The organism is Bacteroides sp. RTP21281st1_H5_RTP21281_210402 (assembly GCF_040918965.1).
Lineage (GTDB): Bacteria > Bacteroidota > Bacteroidia > Bacteroidales > Bacteroidaceae > Bacteroides > Bacteroides congonensis.
Genome location: NZ_JBCOWR010000001.1, coordinates 604221 through 626203, shown reverse-complemented (window position 1 = coordinate 626203; position 21983 = coordinate 604221). Strand labels below are relative to the sequence as shown.

Here is a 21983-nt window from a genome sequence, read left to right as displayed (position 1 = left end):
ATGGATTGCAAAATTCAAATAACTCCCCGCTTGCTCCATTTCAAGCAACCGGCAGGAACCTCACGAGGTACGTATACAACACGAAAAGTCTGGTATCTACATCTGACTTCTCCCGATTTTCCGGGTAGGGTAGGGATAGGGGAGTGTGCTCCTCTACCAGGACTTAGCTGTGATGATCTACCCGATTACGAAGATATATTGGAAGATGCCTGCCGGGAAGTGGAAAGGCAAGGCGGAAAGGTGGACGTTGACGCTTTGCGCAAATATCCTTCCATTCTCTTTGGGCTCGAAACGGCTGTCCGCCACTATAATGCAGGCGGTTGGGCTATGTGGAATTCAACTTTCTCCCGTGGAGAAGCCGGAATACCCATCAACGGCCTTATATGGATGGGAGATTACAATCAAATGTTGACACAGATAGAAACGAAGATGAAGACCGGTTTCCGCTGTATCAAACTCAAAATCGGTGCCATCAACTTTGAAGAAGAACTGGCCTTGCTCCGTCATATCCGTGCCTGTTTTTCTTCAAAAGAAATAGAATTGCGTGTAGATGCAAACGGTGCTTTCTCTCCGGCTGATGCAATGGATAAACTGAAACGGCTGTCCGAGCTTGACTTGCATTCTATAGAACAACCTATCCGTGCCGGACAATGGGACGAAATGGCACGCCTGGCTTCCGAATCTCCCTTGCCGATAGCTTTGGATGAGGAATTGATAGGCTGCAATACTCCGGAAGAGAAACGAAAGCTCCTTGCCGACATTCATCCCCAATATATCATCATCAAACCTTCCCTACATGGAGGATTCACCGGTGGAAACGAATGGATTGACGAAGCTGAAGAACAACAGATCGGCTGGTGGATTACTTCTGCTTTGGAGTCAAATATCGGTCTGAATGCCATCGCCCAATGGTGTGCCACCTTTGATAATCCGTTGCCTCAAGGCTTGGGAACAGGACAACTTTTTACGGACAACGTAGAAATGCCCCTTGAAATAAGAAAAGACTGTTTGTGGTTTTGTAATGACGCAATTTGATAATGCCCGATGATATTTGACCGAAAACAGCAATTTTTGCTATTGGAAGGGAAAGAATATACTTCTGAAGATATAGCCCGGTTTGTAGCGGAAGGAGCGGAAAACTATCCTTCTGCCATATGGGATTTATATCTTTTCCTGAACGAATGGTTCAATGATTCTCCTGTCATAACCGTTCATACTTCGGGTTCCACAGGTACGCCGAAAGAACTGGTTGTACGCAAAGACCAAATGATGCAAAGTGCACGCCTGACTTGCGAATTTCTGAATCTGCAAGCGGGAGACGCTGCTTTGTTATGTATGAATCTGCGTTATATCGGAGCGATGATGGTAGTAGTACGCTCTTTGGTGGCAGGGCTGAATCTGATAGTGCGTCCTGCTTCCGGCCATCCTCTCTCTGATATAAGCGAACCTCTGAAATTTGCGGCAATGGTTCCTTTGCAGGTTTATAATACTCTTCATGCTCCCGAAGAGAGAGAACAGTTGAAGCAAACGGAGATTCTGATTATAGGTGGCGGAGCAGTCGATGAGGCTTTAGAAACTGAGATAAAATCTCTCCCGATAGCTGTCTATTCCACTTACGGCATGACTGAAACATTATCCCATATAGCGTTGCGCCGCTTGAACGGAAATTCTGCGTCCGAGCATTACTATCCTTTTTCTTCAGTAACATTGTCTTTATCTCCCGAAAACACATTAGTTATTGAAGCCCCTCTTGTCTGCGATGATATTTTGCAGACCAATGACATTGCACGTATCTATCCCGATGGCAGTTTCATTATTTTAGGTCGAAAAGATAATGTTATCAATAGTGGCGGTATTAAGATTCAGGCAGAAGAGGTGGAGAAGTTACTTCGTCCTTTCATTCTTCAGCCATTTGTCATTACTTCAGTTTCAGACCCTCGTTTGGGACAGGCGGTGACCTTATTGTTCGAAGGCCAGTTGGATATGGAAGAACTAAAAAATAAGGTGCAGGAGATACTGCCACCTTATGAACGTCCTAAATATATTCGGATGGTGGATTTAATTCCTCAAACGGGGAATGGTAAAATCAACCGTATCGAATGCCGCACTTTAGCGGAGAAGCTATTGTAGTCGTTATACTTCTTCTATTCGTGTCAATTCCCATCCGCAGAATTGCATAACGATGCAATTTTTTTGTTCTGTTACATATTTTATTATGAGCCTTACAACACTAATGTGGCTATCTCAGGCGATAAAGTAATCGTTTTATCTTTATTGATGATAATAATATTGGCATTATACAGTGAATTTATTATTTCTTTATAAGTGATTGCTCCCATACTTCTCCCTCTACTAGAAGAGTTTTCATTTTCATTTCTCATATTCTCATGATTATTAGTCAATGGGTTAAAATAGACTGAAATAGGGAATGAGAAATGTTTTCGGATATAGGCATTTCTCATTCTTTTCTCATGCTTTATTCCTAAAAACGGGTATTTCTCATGCTCATTATCATCATTTCTCATTGTAGTTGTATGGCAATCTACTGCTATTTTACGCCTGAATCATTAATAGAAAAGTTATTCTTCATTAAGGGTAAACTTGTTTTGGATTAATTGCAAACTTGCTCTTCACCTATCATAAACTATAAATGCAAGCTTTGATTATATAAATGCAAGCTTCATTTTTATAAATGCAACCTTTGATTATAAAAATAAAGCTTTCATTTATAGTTTATGATTAATCGAAAGTAACTTTAGATATAAAGGATTGGAAGTTTACTATTAACCAATAGCAACTTTTCTATTAATACTTTTCAGATGAATAAGTAATAGTTGGGATGTGAAGATAAGGTGGAGATGTTATGCACGGTAGAATAACAAAAGCAACAACGGCAAATAATCTTTAAGTTCTTCCCGCAAAAGTTCCATTGTCTTTTGTTTGTAGCGGTTGATGGATTTTACACTGAGATTCATCTCTTCCGCAATCTCTGCGTGTGTTTTACCTTCAAAGAAGCTTTTCATAAATACTGTACGATAATTCTCAGGAAGTTTATCCAATGTTTCGTATAGCATCCGGTACAATTCATCGAGTGTATATATACTATCCGGCTCTAATTCATAAACAGGCGCTTTCTTTTGTATATTTTCAGCATAACTCCATTCATGTTCCTGATGCTTCAGGAAGTTCAGGCAACTGTTTTTCACGCACATTTTGATGTATCCCAATGCGGTGTCCGATTGCAGGACGAAAGAATCCGTATCCATCTTATCCCATAATGAAGCGAATACGTCCGATACAATGTCTTCGCGTGTCTCTTTATCATCAACAAACCTTTTTGCATACAGGCAGAATGGGGCGTAATACTCCTCATAAAGTCGTTTGAAAGAATGTTCTCTGGTATGTTTTGAAAAAGATAGTTTCATTATTTAGAGATTCTGTGGTTTTTCATTCTGCTGCAAATATATAATAAGATAATTGAGAAAACATTATTTTGAACTTTTTTTTCTTTTCTGCAAAAGAAAGTTCACTTTTCCTGTCCCTTTTGAAAACTTCGATTGTACTATTCATATAATTGCAATTAAAAAGACTAGAATTTGGAAGAGAACATGGAAAATATGAATCCGGAATCATTGCTCCGTAAGGCACAAGCATTGGGAGATGATATTAAAGAAATGGAGTCCATTGACGTAATGGGCGCTTATCGTCAGACACAGGCCAAAATAAAAACGAACAGGAGAAAGGACATGTATAATCAGTTGATGCGCTATGCTGCATTCTTGACTATACCTTTGTTGCTCACCTCGTTGCTCTTCGGATATTTATATTTTGATGGAGCGGATGAGGAAGAACAATACGCAGAGGTTACGGCCGCTACCGGTTCGGTGATACGTTATGAACTGCCGGATCATTCTGTAGTGTGGTTGAATGCCGGTAGTACATTGCGCTACCCTACGGTTTTCAGAAACGATAACCGGAATGTAGAGTTGAAAGGCGAAGCATATTTTGAAGTAGAGGCAGACAAGGAACGTCCTTTTTATGTAAACACATCGAATGGGCTGAAAGTATATGTATATGGTACAAAGTTTAATGTTACTGCCTATGATGACGATAATTATATAGAAACAGTACTGGAGAAAGGTAAAGTAAATGTGATAACCCCCAATCAGGAAACAATCGTATTGGCTCCCGGCGAGCATTTACTTTATGATAAACAGAGTCAGAAATCGAAGAAAAATACAGTAGATGTCTATGGAAAAGTAGCTTGGAAAGATGGAAAATTGATATTTAGGAATGCTTCGTTAGAAGAAATATTCAAACGTTTGGAACGGCATTTCAATGTGGATATTCAATTTGACAACAAGGCCGGAAAAGAATATAAGTACCGTGCGACTTTCCGGACAGAAACTTTATCGCAGATATTGGATTACCTCGCCAAGTCGGCAGCTTTGAAGTGGAAGATTCAGGAGTCTGAACAACAAACAGACGGTACACTTTCAAAGGCCAGAATAATAGTAGATTTATATTAATAACAACCCTTTAAAATTCAAATAGCCTATGAGATGACACATCAACAATGAAAAAAAGGAAGAAAGCTGCTACCAACAGCTATCTTCCCCTGAAATTTTAAGATTCACGGTACAGGTCTAGCAAACATTTACCCGAATCAAACCATAGTTCATTTAGTAATAAACTTTAGTTAGCCACAAATGTATGAAAAAAAATCATTCATTTATTGCATTATGTCCAAAATATGCTTTAAATCTAAAACTTCCATTAGTTATGAGGATTAGTCTGACACTACTGTTTGCGGTAGTATTCCAACTTACAGCCAAGGATGCATATGCCCAGCGGACACGGGTTGCCATTTCGATGAGCAATGTATCCGTGGAACAAGTGCTGAATAAAATTGAAGAAACTTCTGATTTTGTATTCCTTTATAATGATAAGGCGATTCAGAAAAACCGGATTGTTTCCGTTAATAATAAATCGGGAAAAATCATGGATATTCTGGAAGATATATTTAAAGGTACAAATATATCTTATACCGTAATTGATAAACAAATCATCTTGTCTAAGTCTGACAGTACCCATCAAGGTGGTAAGTTTATTCAGGTGAAGGGTACTGTAAAAGACGCTTCGGGTGATCCTTTGATCGGAGTAAATGTGAAAGTAAAAGGCGCTGCGGCAGGAACAATATCTGATATAGACGGTAATTTTACCCTAAATGTTACGGAAGGGGATGTCGTGGAATTCTCTTATGTCGGTTATACCCCCAGGACGGTGAAGATAACGAATAATAATCCGTTGAGAATCATTCTTCAGGAAGATACAAAGACTCTGAACGAAGTAGTCGTTACCGCTTTGGGCATTAAAAAAGAGGCAAAGTCATTGTCTTATAATGTCCAGCAAATCAGCAATGATGAAATCACCCGTATCGCTGACGCCAACTTCGTGAACAACCTGAACGGTAAGGTGGCGGGTGTCACTATCAACTCTTCTTCTTCCGGTGTGGGTGGTTCTTCCCGCGTGGTAATGCGTGGAACGAAATCTTTGAACGGCAATAACAATGCGCTTTATGTCGTAGATGGTATCCCGATGATTGATATGAGCGCCGCTTCCACCCAGCCGTCCGATTCGTTCGAGGGGGCAGGCCAGAGCGGTGATCCTATCGCCGGCATTAATCCGGAAGATATAGAAAGCATTTCTGTGTTGAGCGGCCCTTCCGCTGCCGCCCTCTACGGTAGCGCTGCCGCCAACGGTGTAGTGATGATTACCACAAAGAAGGGGAAGGAAGGACGTACCTCAGTCTCTATTTCCAACAATACCACCTTCTCAGCCCCTCTTGTATTGCCTGAATTTCAGAATACATACGGGCAGACGGAAGTGGGCAGTTATTATAGTTGGGGAACGAAGCTGAATACCCCGAGCAGTTATGATCCCGCCGACTTTTTCCAGACCGGCGTAAACGTGACGAACTCGGCCAGCCTTTCTACGGGAACGGATAAGAACCAGACTTACGTGTCTTTGGGAACGACGAACGCGAAAGGGATTATTCATAATAATAACTTTGAACGCTACAATGCAACGGTGCGCAACGTTTCGAAGATGCTGAATGATAAGTTGACCCTTGATCTCAACTTTATGCTTAGTTCTGTGAAAGAGCAGAATATGACGGCACAGGGACTTTACTATAACCCGTTGGTTGCGCTCTATTTATTTCCTGCGGGTGATGACTTCTCTAAAGTTCAGGCTTACCAGCGTTATGATGCTGAGCGTAACTTGTCGACCCAGTATTGGCCTTACAGCACCAATCTGGCTTTGCAAAATCCATACTGGATAACAGAACGTATCAAAATGCCGAACCATAAGAACCGTTATATGGCTACCGCGTCTGTGAAATATGACCTTACGGATTGGATCAATGTAACGGGCCGTGCCAAGATGGATCGGAATAACGAACGCCGTGAACGTATGTACGATGCCGGAACCAATACTTTATTTGCTTCTAAATATGGTTATTATTCAAAGAGTAATATTGAAAGCCAGCAAGTGTATGGAGAATTATTGCTGAACATCAATAAATACTTTCTTGAAAACACCTTTAACCTGACATTCAATGCGGGTGCAAACTTTGAGAATAATGATTACCGGTCTGATTATTTCGGTGGAAAATTAAAGTCCACGGCCAATCTGTTTACCTATGGCAACGTGGATACTACCGAAAAGAACCTGGCTAACCAATACGGCTATAATTTGAAGAAACGTGCTGTATTCGGCAGTGCGCAGGTCGGGTATAAGTCAATGATTTATCTGGACGGGACATTCCGTAACGACTGGTCGTCTACATTCAAGGGAACTGATACGTCTTCATTTCCTTATGGTTCGATAGGGCTTTCGGGCATTTTGACGGATATATTTCCTATCAGCACGAACATTATGCCTTATATGAAGGTGCGTGTTTCCTATTCCGAAGTGGGTAACTCTCCTGATGTTTTCCTGGCAATCCCTACTTATAAACTGGTGGACGGAGTACCTGTAACGATGAGCCGCCGCCCCAATCCCAATCTGAAACCGGAGCGTACAAAGTCTTGGGAAGCCGGTCTGAACTTTGTATTCTTTGATAATAAACTGAAGCTCGACGCTTCTCTTTATCACTCGCGCACCTACAACCAGTTCTTTGAACGCACCCTGTCGTCTACTACCGGATATACGTCGGAAGTTGTCAATGGTGGACGTGTGGATAATAAAGGCATAGAACTGTCGTTACGTCTGGATAATAAATGGGGAGATTTCGGATGGAGCTCTTACCTCACTTATTCTTTAAATAAAAATAAGGTGGTGGAGTTACTGCGTAATTACGAAGATCCGTATACCCACGAGCTGACTTCGCTAGACCGTATTGACATGGGCGGCACCAGCATGTATAAGATGATATTGACGGAAGGCGGATCTATCGGTGATATTTATGTCAACACATTGCGGACAGACGAACACGGGGCTATTTATGTCCATCCTTCCGACCAGGTGATAGTCACTCAGCCTGATGAGTTTATCAAGGCGGGCAACAGTGCCCCGAAGTACAATCTGGGTTGGGGAAATACCTTTACTTACAAAGGGCTTTCTTTGGGATGCCTGTTCACGGCACGTGTGGGAGGTATCGTCGTTTCTCAGACGCAGGCGACGATGGATGCTTTCGGGGCTTCCAAGGTGACGGCCGACGCCCGTGATAATGGCGGGGCTTTGGTGAACGGACGTCCTATCGGCGCGGAGAATTACTATACGCAAATCGGCGGCTCCGGTGCTCAGGGGGGTATTGGTTCTATGTACGTGTATAGCGCGACTAATGTCCGTTTGGCGGAATTATCGGTAGGATATGACATTCCCATCAATAGATATGTGGATTGGATTAAGGGCCTGAATGTGTCATTTATCGGAAAGAACCTTTTCTTCCTCTACCGGAAAGCACCTTTCGACCCGGAACTGACGGCAAGTACCGGAACTTACTTTCAGGGCATTGATATGTTTATGTCGCCAAGCTTGCGTAATCTCGGATTCTCAGTGAAGGTCAATTTCTAATCAAACTTTTAAATAATAGAAGATATGATATTAAACAAAATATTATCATGGAACAAAGTTTCTGTTTTAGGAATTCTGTTTGTTCTATTCAATACTACTTCATGCATTGATTACGCTGATAATGTCAATCCGAATGAAGTTACTGAAGAAATGATGGGAGTGGATAATCTGAAGACAGGTGCTTTCTTTTCCCAAATGTTGCGCAGGGTGATTATCGTCAGTGACGGGGACAAACTCGACTCCGATTACCAGATTGCCCAGAATTTGTCTCATGACCTTTACTCCGGCTATATAGCCGCCACATTAGGTTCTACGAATCATAACGGACAGTATAACTTTCAGGATCAGTGGCTGAATGCTACATTCGACTATGCCTTTACCGGAATAATGGCTCCCTGGGCAAGTATTCACCAGATTGCCGTTGAGCAGGGACTGGCGGAAGTGGACGCGTTGGCAACAATCGTGAAAGTGGCAGGTATGCACCGTATTGCCGATACGTTCGGCCCTATTCCTTATGTGAACTACGGTTCTTCCAGTTTATATGATGCTTTGGACAAGGTTTACGCCAAGTTCTTTGAGGAACTGGATAATTCGATAGAAGTTTTAGGCAATTATGTGAGCGGTAACAGCAATGCGAAGTTAATGAGTGATTATGACCATGTTTACGGTGGAGATGCGGAGAAATGGGTGAAGTTTGCCAATACATTGCGCTTGCGTCTTGCCATGCGTGTGGTTTATGCGAATCCTACCCTGGCGGAACAGGAAGCGACAAAGTCTGTCCAGTCCGTCTACGGTCTAATCGGGAGCAAAGCCGAGCGTGCCGAATTATCCCATAACACATTGGAATATCATCATCCGTTGCACGAGATTGCATATAACTTCAACTCGGGCGACTGTCGTCCGGGTGCTTCTATCGTCTCTTATATGGATGGTTTGAATGACCCGCGTATCAGCCGCTATTTTACGGTGGCGGGAGATGACGACGCTTATCATGGAGTACGTATCGGCATCACTTCCAGTAATATGAGCAACTATCAGGGTGATAAAATCTCGAACCTGAATATTGACCGCGCTTCTACTCCTGTCGTATGGATGACGGCCGCCGAATCTTACTTCCTGCGTGCCGAAGGTGTATTGCGCGGATGGGACATGGGCGAAGGTACGGCCCAGTCTTTCTATGAAGAAGGGGTGAGGGTTTCATTTGAAGAAAACAATGCGGGAAGTGCTGCTGCGTATCTGGCAGACAATGCATCGACACCGGGTTCTTTCAGTGATAACGTAGGTAGCGATAATTATACATTCACCAGTAGGGTGACTCCTGCATGGGACAGTAGCGCCGGATTTGAAGGAAGCCTGGAACGTATCATTACGCAGAAATGGATTGCAATCTATCCCGACGGCCCTGAAGGATGGAGTGAATATCGTCGTACGGGGTATCCCGAATTGATTCCGGTAGTGCGGAATAGTAGTAACGGTACGGTAGATACTGATTTGCAAGTCCGCCGTCTGCCTTATACCCGCGACGAAAAGAGTAATAATCAGGTCGGAGTGAATAGCGGTATTGCCGCCTTGGGTGGCCCGGATACCGGTGGAACGAAACTTTGGTGGGATCAAAGAGCACGCTGATCGAAGAATGGAGATAGTTTAATTCTAAAAACTAATTACAATGAAGACAAAAATAACAAGTTTGCTGACTTCCGTCATCGGTACGTTTCTTTTCTGCGGTTGTGATACGGACGTTGAACCGTTGGAAATCCAGAAGCTGAAAACTTACGATGAACAATATTTTCAGAATATACGCGAGTTTAAGAAGACAGACCATGAGATAAGTTTTGCTTATTATGAGAACTGGTCGCCCATTGAAGGTGTCACTGGATACAAAGACCCTGCTTCGTGGGGTGAACGTATGGTGGGATTGCCCGACAGCATTGATATCGTAAACCTGTGGATGGGCATACCTACCGCCGAAACCCACCCGATAGCATATCAGGACATGAAGTACTGTCAGGAAAAACTGGGGACGCGTTTTGTAATGCATGGTGATGCTTCCCATTACAGGCATCAGTTCACGGTAGATGGCGTGGATTACAATATGAACGGTCAAAGTCCCGATGATGAAACGATGGCCGCTTATGCAAAATGGATTGTGAATCAGGTACTCGAACCGGGACTTGACGGTGTGGATATAGACTATGAAGGTTGGGGTGGAAATGACCTGGTACGGTTGGTAGAGGAACTCGGTAAATATTTCGGCCCTAAAGGTGAGCAGCCCGATAAGTTGCTTATCGTCGACTATTTTAATACTACACCGCCGACTGCTACAGAACCCTATTGTGACTATTTCGTGAAGCAGGCTTATAGCCATCAAGGTGTGGGAACGGGCGTCCCGAATGGCTTTCCTTCCGAGAAGATGATTTATTGCGAATCATTCGGCGTGCAATATCTGTATGGTGGCGAACTGCTGAATTATGCAAGATGGGAACCAAGTACGGGGCGTAAAGGTGGTTGTGGAGTGTTCTTTCTCGGAAGAAATTATTATTCCGCGTCAGGCATACCTTATAATGAATTCCGTCAGGCTATTCAGATAATGAATCCTGCAATAAATGAATAAGTAATGAATAAATAAGAAGCATGATGAAAACATATATATTTAACAATTATTTATTGGGAGTGATATTGGGAATATCGGTTCTGGGCTGTACTGAAGGTGATAAGTTCGACTATGGAAAGACAGTCGTGCTTGTTACGGGAACTGAAACGACGCCTATTGCCAAATTCCTGGTAGAGGACACTCCGTCCACTTATCTGGTGACCGCTTCTGCTACTGATAAAGTGGAGAAAGATGTGAATGTGAAATTTGCCATTGACCCTTCGCAAGTGGAAGCGTACAATCAGGAACATGGTACGAAATATAACAGTATTCCCGATGGAGTCGTGACATTAGAGGGAGCTGACGCGGTGATTCAGGCCGGCAAGTCATTCTCAACGCCGGTTACTGTAAAAGTGGTGTCTACGGAAGGGCTGTCGGATGACCTTATCTACGTTATCCCTGTCACAATGGCACAAGTGGACGGGCTTGAAATACTCAAACCGTCGAAGACGATATTCTTGCAGCTTTCACGCTATATTTATTTCACTTCGTTGAATATCAGCAACACGAATCTTTATAGCAACTTTGTTTTTGATGATGAGAAGAAGCTGCAATTGTCCAACTTCACGTATGAGGTAAAATTCTATTCTCAGGAATGGCATCAGATAGCCCGTATGTGTGCGTTTACATCAAAAGACGAGGAACGTTCGAGCATGCTCCGTTTTGGAGAGGAAGGGATGGATACCAATGCGCTGCAATGGGTGAGCCCGAGCGGTAGTATTGTTTCTTCTACGCGTTTCAGCACCGACCGGTGGTATTCGCTTGCGTTGACTTATGATGGCAGTAAGCTGACAATGTATGTCGACGGGGTTAAAGATGCCGAGGGGGATGGTGACGGTCTGTCTGTAGACTTCCAGCGTTTCGAACTGGGTATGTCGTGGACAAGTTATCGTGGTTCGCAGTATTTCCGTGGCCGGATTGCGGAGGTTCGTGTCTGGAATCGCGCTTTGCGTCCTGCCGAGATCCGGATGGGGCTTTGCAGTGTGGAACCCCAATCGGACGGACTGGTGGCTTACTGGAAAATGAACGAGGGAGAAGGGCATATTTTCAACGATGTGACCGGTAATGGCTATGATATGGATTGGACAAAAACAGCCCGCGAGCTTAGTGAAGGAGCCGGACTGACCTATAATCTGGATTATAGTTCGTCTATAGCATGGGACAGGGATGATAACAACAAGTGTATGCAATAATAAAGGCAATGATTATGAAATGGAATAAATATATTTTTACTCTCTTGACGGGGGTGCTGTGCCTTCAGTCTTGTGACAGTGAAACTTATGATGTGGAAGGCAATCCCAATAATCTGATTTATTTTATACCGTCTGCTCAGGGAAACATTTCTACTTTTAACGTGGACTGGACATCGAGAGGTGCGGTAGGAGATGAAGTCGTGGTGAAATTGCCGGTGAAGTCGACCCGTCAGGCTGAAAATACGATGATGGTGTACGCGGAAGTGGATAATTCTTTGGTAAACTCTTATAATACGGCCAACGGCACATCTTATGAGGCTTTTCCGTCCGATGTGTACAGTATTGTAAAATCTGCGGCTACTATTGAGCAAGGGAAGACTTTATCTGTTGACTCGATAGAAATAAGAGTTCCGGGGGAAAACTTTGTAACGTTGGACAAACCGGCTTATTTGTTGCCTGTCCGTTTGGCCAAAGTGGAGGGTAACGGCAAGATTTCCGTACAGCATAATACAATTCTGGCTGTCGTGAACATAACGTATCCTGATGAAGCCAAACTGGATGTATCCATCACGAATGGAAGCAATATGGGGACATCGGTTCTGGATATATCCGCATTGCCTGCTTCTTATACTTTTACTGTTTCCGCGACGGGCAATGCACGGCAGGATGAAACTATAACTCTGGAAGTGGACAGGTCTTTGGTCGGGTATTATAACACAAGTAAGAATACCAGTTATATTGCTCTCCCTCAAAACGCGGATGTCACGGTGACGGGACTGGAAGCGGCGATTCCTTGGGGAGAGAAGCAGTCCTCGGAGATTAAGGTTACATTGAATTCCTTGAATAATCTGGAGATGGGAACGACTTATATGTTGCCGGTTACGATAAAAGAAGTGTCCGGTGGTTTACAGTTGAAAGAGAATTATACTACCGTTTACTTGCTTCTTGATTATATTGACCCGAACTCGAAATTTATAGCTTTGGATATCAGTGATTATGAATGTTACAGTAACTATTATTTCGCTGAATCTTTGCAGAAAGAACTGACAAACTTTACATATGAGATCAAAATCCACGCAAACCAGCTCAGTGGAATGTCACGTTTCTTTGCCTTCAATGGTTCTAATACAGTGATGTTCCGTTTTGGAGAAGGTGGAAATGCCACCCGCCTGCAATGTGTCACGGGAAAAGGAAATTTCTTTGCCAATACGTCTTTTGAGACAGGTAAGTGGTATCTGCTTTCGTTGACTTATGATGGAAGTAAATTTACCTTCTACGTGAACGGAGTGAAGGATTACGAACTAAATGTTTCAGGCTATTCGACCCTTTTCAAAGGTGTTGAAATCGGAATGTCCTGGGCAGGATATCCTTCTCAACAGACCTTCGACGGCAGTATTTGTGAAACACGGATTTGGAACCGTACATTGGCCGAAAGCGAGCTCGCAGCAGGCCTATGTGGTGTAGAACCTGACTCTCAAGGCTTGCAGGCTTATTGGAAGATGAATGAAGGCGAAGGTCACATCTTCTATGACTACACGGGCAATGGATATAATATCGACTGGTCTGATACTTGGCGTTGCCTGACGGAATCAGCGCCTGACCCGGGCTCACACCTGACTGACAGGCATAACTATATCGGTTGGGACAAGCGTGACAGTAATGTATGTAAATAACAACTAGGCATGAACAATGGGAGGACGAAGTCTTGTTTTATAAATGGGCTTTGTTCTCTCTTAATTATTGAATGGACAAAGATGAATATTCAATCAAAAAAGTATTTCATGAAAATAACAGTATCATCCGTACTCTTTCTTTTATTTTTATCTTTCCCCTTATTGGCGCAAGAGCCACGGGCTTCCAAAATACTTCAATTTGAGGAGCGTGTTTTTGATTTTGGTGAAATAGAGGAGCAGGATGGAATCGTATCCCATGAGTTTACGTTTAGGAATACCGGTACGGAAATGGTTTATATCAATGGAATGAGCACAGGCTGCGGCTGTGTGCAATATGAATTCCCGAAAGAGCCGGTTCGTCCCGGATCTTCAGGTAAAGTGAAGGTCAGTTATGACCCGGCATACCGCCCCGGCTTTTTCAGCAAGGAAGTTGTAGTCTTGAGTAATAGTAATACCAATTATAACCGTATATGGGTGAGGGGGACTGTCATCCCCTGCCGGCATCCGGTTGAGGAAAATTATCCTTATGACTATGGCGGCGGATTATGGATGAACTTCAAGGTAATGCTTTTCGGAACAATGGACGAAGGAGATACGAAAATGATGAATCTGCAATTTGCCAATGATACTGATAAGGATATGAGGCTTTTCTTTGTAGTCATAGGTGGTAATACGGATATAAAGTTTACCAGTCCTCAGACTTTGAAGGCAGGTGGGGAAGGGGTGATGCCGGTTACTTATCACTATTCGGGTCGTTTTCCTGCTATCACTCGTGTGTATCTGGTGATTAATGGAACGCCTTCGGCTACTCCTCTTACGGTAAAGGTTGAAACAAAATAAAGGACGTTATATAGTATAGTATGATGATAAAACGATTGTATATCCTGATAATGGCGCAGATTGTTGGTGTCCAACTCTTTGCCCAACCCTCTTCATTGCAAGTTGCTTATAAGAATCCTGATTTGCCGGTAGAAACGAGAGTTGCGGATTTACTTTCCCGCATGACTTTGGAAGAAAAAGTCGGTCAACTGCTTTGCCCTTTGGGTTGGGAGATGTACGAGATAGATGGAACTGACGTTCGTCCTTCCGACAAATACAGGCAACTTGTCAAAGAAAGAAACGTAGGAATGCTTTGGGCAACCTATCGGGCTGACCCGTGGACAAAGAAAACATTGGAAAACGGACTTAAACCTGAATTGGCAGCTAAGGCAGGAAACGCGTTACAAAAATATGTAATTGAGAATACCCGTCTGGGGATTCCTGTCTTCCTCGCGGAAGAAGCCCCTCATGGGCATATGGCTATTGGAACTACTGTCTTTCCTACCGGCATAGGAATGGCGGCAACATGGGCTCCTGAATTAATTAAAGAGGTAGGGCGGGTCATCGCTAAAGAAATCCGTTCCCAGGGCGGGCATATCAGTTACGGGCCTGTGCTTGATTTGACCCGTGATCCTAGATGGTCGCGTGTGGAAGAAACTTTTGGTGAAGACCCTGTGTTGAGCGGTACTTTAGGAGCTGCTATGGTTGCCGGACTAGGTGGCGGCAACTTGTCACAGGAATATGCTACCATAGCTACTTTGAAGCATTTCCTGGCTTATGCAGTGCCGGAGAGCGGGCAGAATGGTAATTATGCGTCAATAGGCGTCCGGGAGTTGCATCAGAATTTTCTACCCCCTTTTCGTCAGGCAATAGATGCAGGAGCGCTATCCGTAATGACTTCCTATAATTCAATAGATGGTGTTCCCTGCACGTCAAATCATTATCTGTTGACTCAACTGCTGCGTAACGAATGGAATTTTCGTGGATTTGTAGTATCGGATTTGTATAGTATAGAAGGGATTCACGAAAGTCATTTTGTGGCTCCGACCAAAGAAAATGCCGCGGTACAGGCTGTTACGGCAGGCGTAGATGTGGATTTGGGCGGAGATGCTTATACGAGCCTTTGTCATGCGGTTCAGAGCGGGCAAGTTGACGAAGCGGTAATTGATACGGCCGTCTGCCGGGTGTTGCGGATGAAATTCGAGATGGGGTTGTTTGAACATCCTTATGTCGATCCGAAGATGGCAGCGAGGGAAGTACGTAGCAGGGAGAGCATTGAATCGGCACGGAAAATAGCTCAGGCTTCTATCACTCTGCTTGAGAATAAGAACTCCATATTGCCTTTGCGTAAAGATATTAATAAGATAGCCGTCATTGGCCCTAATGCTGATAATCAGTATAATATGTTAGGAGATTATACTGCACCCCAAGAAGACGGGAATGTAAAAACCGTACTTGACGGGATTGTTGCCAAATTATCTCCATCGCGTGTAGAATATGTGAAAGGCTGCGCTATCCGTGATACCACAATAAATGAAATAGAGAAAGCGGTCGAAGCTGCCCTGCGTTCCGAAGTTGTAATTGCAGTAGTGGGGGGCTCTAGTGCCCGTGATTTTAAAACGAGCTATAAGGAGACAGGAGCGGCAGTTGCGGATAAAGGCAATATCAGCGATATGGAATGTGGTGAAGGGTTTGACCGTGCCACTTTGTCTTTACTTGGCAGGCAGCAAGAATTATTAGAAGCCTTGAAGCGGACAGGAAAGCCCTTGGTTGTAGTTTATATTGAAGGTCGTCCGTTAGAAAAGAATTGGCCGGCAGAATATGCTGACGCACTACTGACCGCTTATTATCCCGGTCAGGAAGGGGGAAATGCCATAGCTGATGTCTTGTTCGGGGACTATAATCCGGCAGGCCGTCTGCCAATTACCGTACCTCGTTCGGTAGGACAAATACCTGTATATTATAATAAGAAAGCACCTCAAAAACATGATTATGTAGAAATGTCAGCATTGCCATTGTATGCTTTCGGATATGGACTTAGCTATACAACATTCGAGTATTCGGATTTGCAAGTCACTTCTACATCTCCTTATCATTATGAAGTTTCATTTAGGGTGGAGAATACAGGGAAATATGATGGTGAAGAAGTGGCGCAACTTTATATAAGAGATGAATATGCTTCAGTTGTACAGCCAATGAAGCAGTTGAAGCGGTTTGAACGTTTTTTCTTAAAGAAAGGAGAGAAAAAGCCAATTACTTTCACCTTGACAAAAGATGAACTCTCCATTATCAATCAGAAGTTGGAAAAAGTTGTTGAACCTGGAACCTTTCAGATAATGGTTGGTTGTTCTTCGGATGATATCAGATTGAAAGATTCTATTTTAGTAAGATGAGTAACTGACGTATATTCATTTTTCTAAAATAACTTTTATTGCTGCTATTATTTGTTTTTTTATGCAAAAGCATCTACTTTTGGCTTTTATAAAAATGATAATAACCGCAAATCTCTGATGACACATATTGGTGAACAAGAAAAGAAGAAGAAATTCGAGCAATTTTTCATTCTTACTTTTCCGAAGGTAAAGGCTTTTGCATGGAAGATTTTACATTCGGAGGAGGATGCTGAAGATATTGCTCAGGATATATTTGTCAAGCTGTGGGATAATCCGGAAATATGGGAGAATAAAGAGACATGGGATAGTTATATCTATACGATGGCCCGTAATCAGATTTATAACTTTTTGAAACATCAGTCGGTAGAGCTTAGTTATCAGGAGAAGTTGTCTCAGGAAGATGCGCCTTCTTTTGAATTTGATACATACGACAAACTTTATGCAAAGGAACTGCAACTTTTGATAAAGCTTACTTTGGATAACATGCCGGAACAACGTAGAAAAGTGTTTTCTATGAGTCGGAAAAACGGTATGAGCAATCAGGAAATCGCTGATAGACTGCAACTTTCTGTCCGTACAGTGGAGCGCCACATCTATCTTGCACTACAAGAATTAAAAAAAGTCATCTTAATTGCATTTTTTTTCTATTTCGGTTGAGTAGTCCGTTTTAGCAAGTTGTCTATATTATATAAGGCAAATCTAAAATGAAGAATTATATTCAAAAAATTATCAATGTATTCACAGCTTCCGGGCATAGTGAGAATGTAACCAAAGAAGTACATCAATGGTTATTAGATGAAGAACATGCTGATGAGAAAGAGGCGGCATTGAATACATTATGGAAAGAAACAGAAGGAAAAGTTGATTCAGGCACATGGACTTCTTTAGAAAATGTATATAGTAAAATCGGTGTATCTGCCGGTACTAAAAAACAGTATAGGTTATTTCCCTGGAAATATGCGGCAGCAGTCGCTGTGTTTGTTGTAACTGTGTCCGGTACCTTCTGGTTGACAAGGAATGCATTTAATGAGAAGACAATCGCAATGATTGAACAATATATTCCTGATGGCAAAACACGTGAGTTGGAATTACCGGATGGTAGCCGTGTCCATGTAAATTCCGGAACACTACTGCTTTATCCGGACGCCTTTAAGGGAGATACCCGTACTGTTTATCTGGTCGGTGAGGCTGATTTTAAAGTAAAGAAGAATCCGGATAAGCCATTTATTGTACGGTCTGCGAATATGTCTGTAACAGCTTTGGGGACGGAATTTAATGTAGCCGCCTATCCGGAAGCTCCGGAAATTGTTGCTACCTTGATTCAAGGTAAGGTAAAAGTGAGCTATGAACAATCTGATAATTCTTATATTTTGAATCCGGGGCAACAGGTAATTTATAACCGAAAAACTGCTCAAAGTAAAATTGCGGATGCTAATCTGGAAGATGTGACAGCTTGGCAGAGAGGACAGATCGTATTCCGCGGAAGTACAATGGAAGAGATTTTGCAGACTTTGGAAAGACGTTTTGACATAACTTTCCAATATAGTACAAGCTTGTTCACTAACGATAAATATAATTTTAGCTTTAGTGCGAATGCAGATATTGAAGAAGTGATGGAAGTGATGAAAGAAGTCACCGGGAAGTTCACTTATAAGATGGATAAAAATATTTGCTATATGAAAATTGTGAGATAGAACAAGATAGTTAATTGTTTAACCTTAAAACACATCATTATGTAAAAAAGTATCCGGAACAAGGATGCCGCCTGGTTCCGGATATGAAATAAGTCTTTTAGTATTAAAAAGTAAAATACTAGATTTTTGATAGAATTAATATTATGAGTTTAACACTAAAAACGCTACGAAGATATGAATTTATATCTAAAAACAGCTAAAAGTACAATAATTATTTGCTGTTTGTTTATATTGCAGACGACAGCATTCGCTCAAAGTAATATTCGTATTACTATAAAAAAAACAGAAATCACTTTACAAAATGCATTGGTTGAAGTTGAAAGACAATCCAAATTATCTGTCGCTTATAATCAATCACAACTTTCGGGTCAAAGACAATTATCTTTGAATATAGTAAACCAGCCATTAGAGTCTGCTCTAAAGACAATTTTGAAAGGTACGGGATTTTCATATAAATTGACTGATAAGTACATCATGATTGTTCCTGAAAAAAAAGAGACGAACTCGCAGGCTTCAAAGACTGTAAAAGGGAAAATTGTTGATGAGAATGGCGAACCTTTGATTGGTGTGAATGTGGCGGTAGATGGAACTACTACAGGAACCATTACTGATTTTGATGGGAATTTTTCTATGTCAGCCTTTGCTAATTCCACTTTGAAAGTTTCTTATATTGGCTATGCCACTCAGTTAGTCGCCGTTTCGGACAAGGAATTTTATAGTATTACTATGCGTCCGGATAATGAGGTGCTGGATGAGGTCGTAGTTACCGCTTTGGGCATCAAGCGCGAAACGAAATCTCTGACGTATAATGTACAGGAGATGAAAGCGGCGGATCTTACTACCGTAAAGGATGCCAGTTTCATGAACAGTCTGGCAGGTAAGATTGCCGGTGTGACTATTAATCAGAGTGCATCAGGTATTGGTGGTTCTACCCGTGTTGTAATGCGTGGTTTGAAATCTATAACGAATGACAACAATGCCTTATACGTGATTGATGGTATTCCTATGTCTTCTATGCGTTCTAATCAGGAAAAAAGTTTTTATGAGAATGCAGACGGAGGGGACAGTGACGGGATTTCCAGTATAAATCCGGACGATATTGAATCAATGTCCGTATTGACGGGTGCGGCGGCTGCCGCGCTTTATGGTTCGCAAGGTGCGAATGGTGTTGTTTTGATAACAACAAAGAAAGGGGAAGAAGGAAAACTGAGAATTAATTACTCGAACGATACTCAGTTTATGAGCCCTTTAGTAATGCCGGAGTTTCAGACTACTTATGGTTCGGTAGAAGGTGAGTTTGCCAGCTGGGGAGCTAAGAAGAATGCGACATGGGAACCTAAAGACTTTTTTCAAACAGGTTTCACAGAAACTAACTCTATAGGTTTGTCCGCAGGTAATGACCGTAATCAAACTTATTTTTCGGCAGCGTCGACCAATGCACGTGGCATTATACCCAATAATACTTATAACCGGTATAATTTCACATTGCGTAATACGACTGAACTAATTAAAGATAAGTTGACATTGGACATGAGTGCTTCTTATGTTATAACGAATGATAACAACATGATGTCTCAGGGGCAATATCATAATCCGCTTGTTGCATTGTACCTTATGCCTAGAGGAGATGATTTAAATAAGTATAAAGTATATGAACGTTATAATAGTGAGAAATATTATGATGTGCAATACTGGCCTTATGGTAATCAGGGAATGGCAATCGAAAATCCTTATTGGATCGTAAATCGTGAGAATATGAGTAATCATAAATCACGTTATATGTTCTCGGCAAATTTGAATTATAAAGTATTTGAATGGATGAACGTTGTGGGGCGTATGCGTGTAGATAATAGCAATGACACGTACGAACGTAAAATAGCAGCTTCTTCCGATCAATTATTTGCATCAGAATATGGTAATTATATGAACATGAAGTCAGGATATAAGAACACCTATGGAGATGCAATGATCCAAATTAATAAGCGTTGGGAAAACTGGGGAATTACAGCCAATGTGGGAGGCAGTTTCAACCATCAGACTTATGAGATGACAAATTATGAAGGACATCTGGCTACTGTTCCGAACTTTTTCTCGTTCAATAATATAAGCAAGAATGGGGCGAACACTAAAGCTGAACAGGCAGGATATATTGATAATAATCAAGCTGTATTTGCAACTTTTCAGTTAGGATATAAAAGCTGGGCATATCTGGATTTAACTGCCCGTAATGACTGGTTCTCTACTTTGGCTAATACTGATAATGAGAAAAGTGGATTTTTCTATCCGTCGGTAGGTATATCTGCTGTTGTCAGTGAGATAGTCGATTTGTCGAAAGTATATATTTCCTTTTTAAAGGTTCGGGCTTCATATAGTGAGGTTGGTAATCCGCCGATGCGACAGATTACAATGCCGACATATACAGTCAAAGATGGTGTTATCAATACTTCCTCAAGATTATTGAATCCGGATTTGAAACCTGAACGTACAAAATCTGTTGAAGTTGGTATGAATCTAAGAATGTTCCAGAATTTACTGAATATTGATTTTACCTATTATAACAGTAATACTTTCAACCAGTTTATCAACTATACTATGCCGCCAAGTACAGGTTACAGTAATTACATGCTGAATGGAGGAAAAGTGAATAACTGGGGTATTGAGGCACGTTTGGGTATCAATACCAATCTTGGACCTGTAAAATGGAACTCCAATCTGACCTTTACAATGAACCGTAATAAGGTTGTTTATTTATTACCCGGTGGTGCTACCAATCCGATAACAGGAGAACCTATCTCTATCACGGAAATAGAACCTTTCAACCCACAAGGTAGCTATAAAATGATAGTGAAAGAAGGAGGTACTTTGAGTGACATTTATGTGACGGGGCTAAAGATGGACTATTTGGGAAATATTAAAGTGGATGCGAATACCGGTGCGATAGAAGCCGATTCGAACACTTGGATAAAAGCAGGTAGCACGGCACCTCGTTTTAACTGGGGGTGGAATAACAGTTTTAGCTGGAAAGGTATTAATTTAAGTTTTCTGATTGATGCCCGTATCGGTGGGGTCGGCGTTTCGGCTACACAAGCGAAGATGGATTACTATGGGACTTCTAAAACATCGGCTATAGTACGTGATAATGGGGGAGTGAATATTAATAGTGGACGTGTGACCGCGAAGGATTACTATAATGTGCTTGGTAATGGTTCGACCGGAGTTTTGGCTAATTATGTATATAGTATGACAAACGTACGACTTAGGGAAGCCACTTTAGGATATACATTCCCGACTAAATGGTTTGGTAACCAGATACAAAACCTGACAGTGTCACTCATTGGTAAAAATCTGTTCATGTTCCATAATAAGGCGCCTTTTGATCCGGAACTATCGGCTTCTACAGGTACATATTATCAAGGGTTTGACTATTTTATGCAGCCGAGTGTACGCAGCATTGGGTTTAGTGTGAAGTTCCAATATTAATA

At 42.1% G+C, this 21983-nt stretch carries 15 protein-coding genes; 13 read left to right on the top strand and 2 right to left on the bottom strand.

The window, feature by feature from the left end; all coding sequences use genetic code 11:
- Nucleotides 1–1035: an o-succinylbenzoate synthase gene (locus AB5443_RS02465; protein ID WP_277131105.1), complete on the top strand. Its 1035-nt coding sequence runs from the start codon at nt 1–3 to the stop codon at nt 1033–1035.
- A gap of 9 nt (nt 1036–1044) precedes the next feature.
- Complete coding sequence (locus AB5443_RS02460; RefSeq protein WP_277131103.1) at nt 1045–2130, top strand: AMP-binding protein; 1086 nt, start codon at nt 1045–1047, stop codon at nt 2128–2130.
- 92 nt (nt 2131–2222) lie between these two features.
- Here the strand turns inward: AB5443_RS02460 and AB5443_RS02455 are convergent, their stop codons facing one another.
- Together AB5443_RS02455 and AB5443_RS02450 are read right to left on the bottom strand one after the other, a co-directional pair.
- Complete coding sequence (locus AB5443_RS02455) at nt 2223–2525, bottom strand: hypothetical protein (RefSeq protein WP_277131100.1); 303 nt, start codon at nt 2523–2525, stop codon at nt 2223–2225.
- Between the two features lie 336 nt (nt 2526–2861).
- Nucleotides 2862–3425 carry an RNA polymerase sigma-70 factor gene (locus tag AB5443_RS02450; protein WP_195661918.1) on the bottom strand — a complete coding sequence of 188 codons (564 nt, stop codon included), beginning with the start codon at nt 3423–3425 and terminating at the stop codon, nt 2862–2864.
- A 183-nt stretch (nt 3426–3608) separates the two neighbouring features.
- Here AB5443_RS02450 and AB5443_RS02445 point away from each other — a divergent pair, with 183 nt between their 5' ends.
- The 11 genes from AB5443_RS02445 to AB5443_RS02395 all read left to right on the top strand — a co-directional run bounded on the left by AB5443_RS02445 (nt 3609) and on the right by AB5443_RS02395 (nt 21981).
- Nucleotides 3609–4529 (top strand): FecR family protein, encoded by a 921-nt coding sequence (locus tag AB5443_RS02445; RefSeq protein WP_022140102.1) that lies wholly within the window; start codon nt 3609–3611, stop codon nt 4527–4529.
- 253 nt (nt 4530–4782) lie between these two features.
- On the top strand, nt 4783–8079 hold the full coding sequence (locus tag AB5443_RS02440) for a SusC/RagA family TonB-linked outer membrane protein (RefSeq protein ID WP_022140101.1): 3297 nt from the start codon (nt 4783–4785) through the stop codon (nt 8077–8079).
- A gap of 24 nt (nt 8080–8103) precedes the next feature.
- Nucleotides 8104–9705: a RagB/SusD family nutrient uptake outer membrane protein gene (locus tag AB5443_RS02435; RefSeq protein WP_277131097.1), complete on the top strand. Its 1602-nt coding sequence runs from the start codon at nt 8104–8106 to the stop codon at nt 9703–9705.
- 40 nt (nt 9706–9745) lie between these two features.
- On the top strand, nt 9746–10690 hold the full coding sequence (locus AB5443_RS02430; protein ID WP_277131095.1) for an endo-beta-N-acetylglucosaminidase family protein: 945 nt from the start codon (nt 9746–9748) through the stop codon (nt 10688–10690).
- A 23-nt stretch (nt 10691–10713) separates the two neighbouring features.
- Nucleotides 10714–11922, top strand: coding sequence for a DUF1735 and LamG domain-containing protein (locus AB5443_RS02425; protein WP_022140098.1), 1209 nt, complete (start codon nt 10714–10716; stop codon nt 11920–11922).
- A 14-nt stretch (nt 11923–11936) separates the two neighbouring features.
- Nucleotides 11937–13595 carry a DUF1735 and LamG domain-containing protein gene (locus tag AB5443_RS02420; protein WP_022140097.1) on the top strand — a complete coding sequence of 553 codons (1659 nt, stop codon included), beginning with the start codon at nt 11937–11939 and terminating at the stop codon, nt 13593–13595.
- Nucleotides 13596–13703: 108 nt separating this feature from the next.
- Complete coding sequence (locus tag AB5443_RS02415; protein WP_277131093.1) at nt 13704–14435, top strand: DUF1573 domain-containing protein; 732 nt, start codon at nt 13704–13706, stop codon at nt 14433–14435.
- A 23-nt stretch (nt 14436–14458) separates the two neighbouring features.
- On the top strand, nt 14459–16807 hold the full coding sequence (locus AB5443_RS02410) for a glycoside hydrolase family 3 N-terminal domain-containing protein (protein ID WP_277131141.1): 2349 nt from the start codon (nt 14459–14461) through the stop codon (nt 16805–16807).
- A gap of 117 nt (nt 16808–16924) precedes the next feature.
- Nucleotides 16925–17464 carry an RNA polymerase sigma-70 factor gene (locus AB5443_RS02405; protein ID WP_277131091.1) on the top strand — a complete coding sequence of 180 codons (540 nt, stop codon included), beginning with the start codon at nt 16925–16927 and terminating at the stop codon, nt 17462–17464.
- 47 nt (nt 17465–17511) lie between these two features.
- Nucleotides 17512–18501 (top strand): FecR family protein, encoded by a 990-nt coding sequence (locus tag AB5443_RS02400; protein WP_277131089.1) that lies wholly within the window; start codon nt 17512–17514, stop codon nt 18499–18501.
- Nucleotides 18502–18675: 174 nt separating this feature from the next.
- Complete coding sequence (locus AB5443_RS02395) at nt 18676–21981, top strand: SusC/RagA family TonB-linked outer membrane protein (protein ID WP_277131086.1); 3306 nt, start codon at nt 18676–18678, stop codon at nt 21979–21981.
- Nucleotides 21982–21983: the final 2 nt, after the last annotated feature.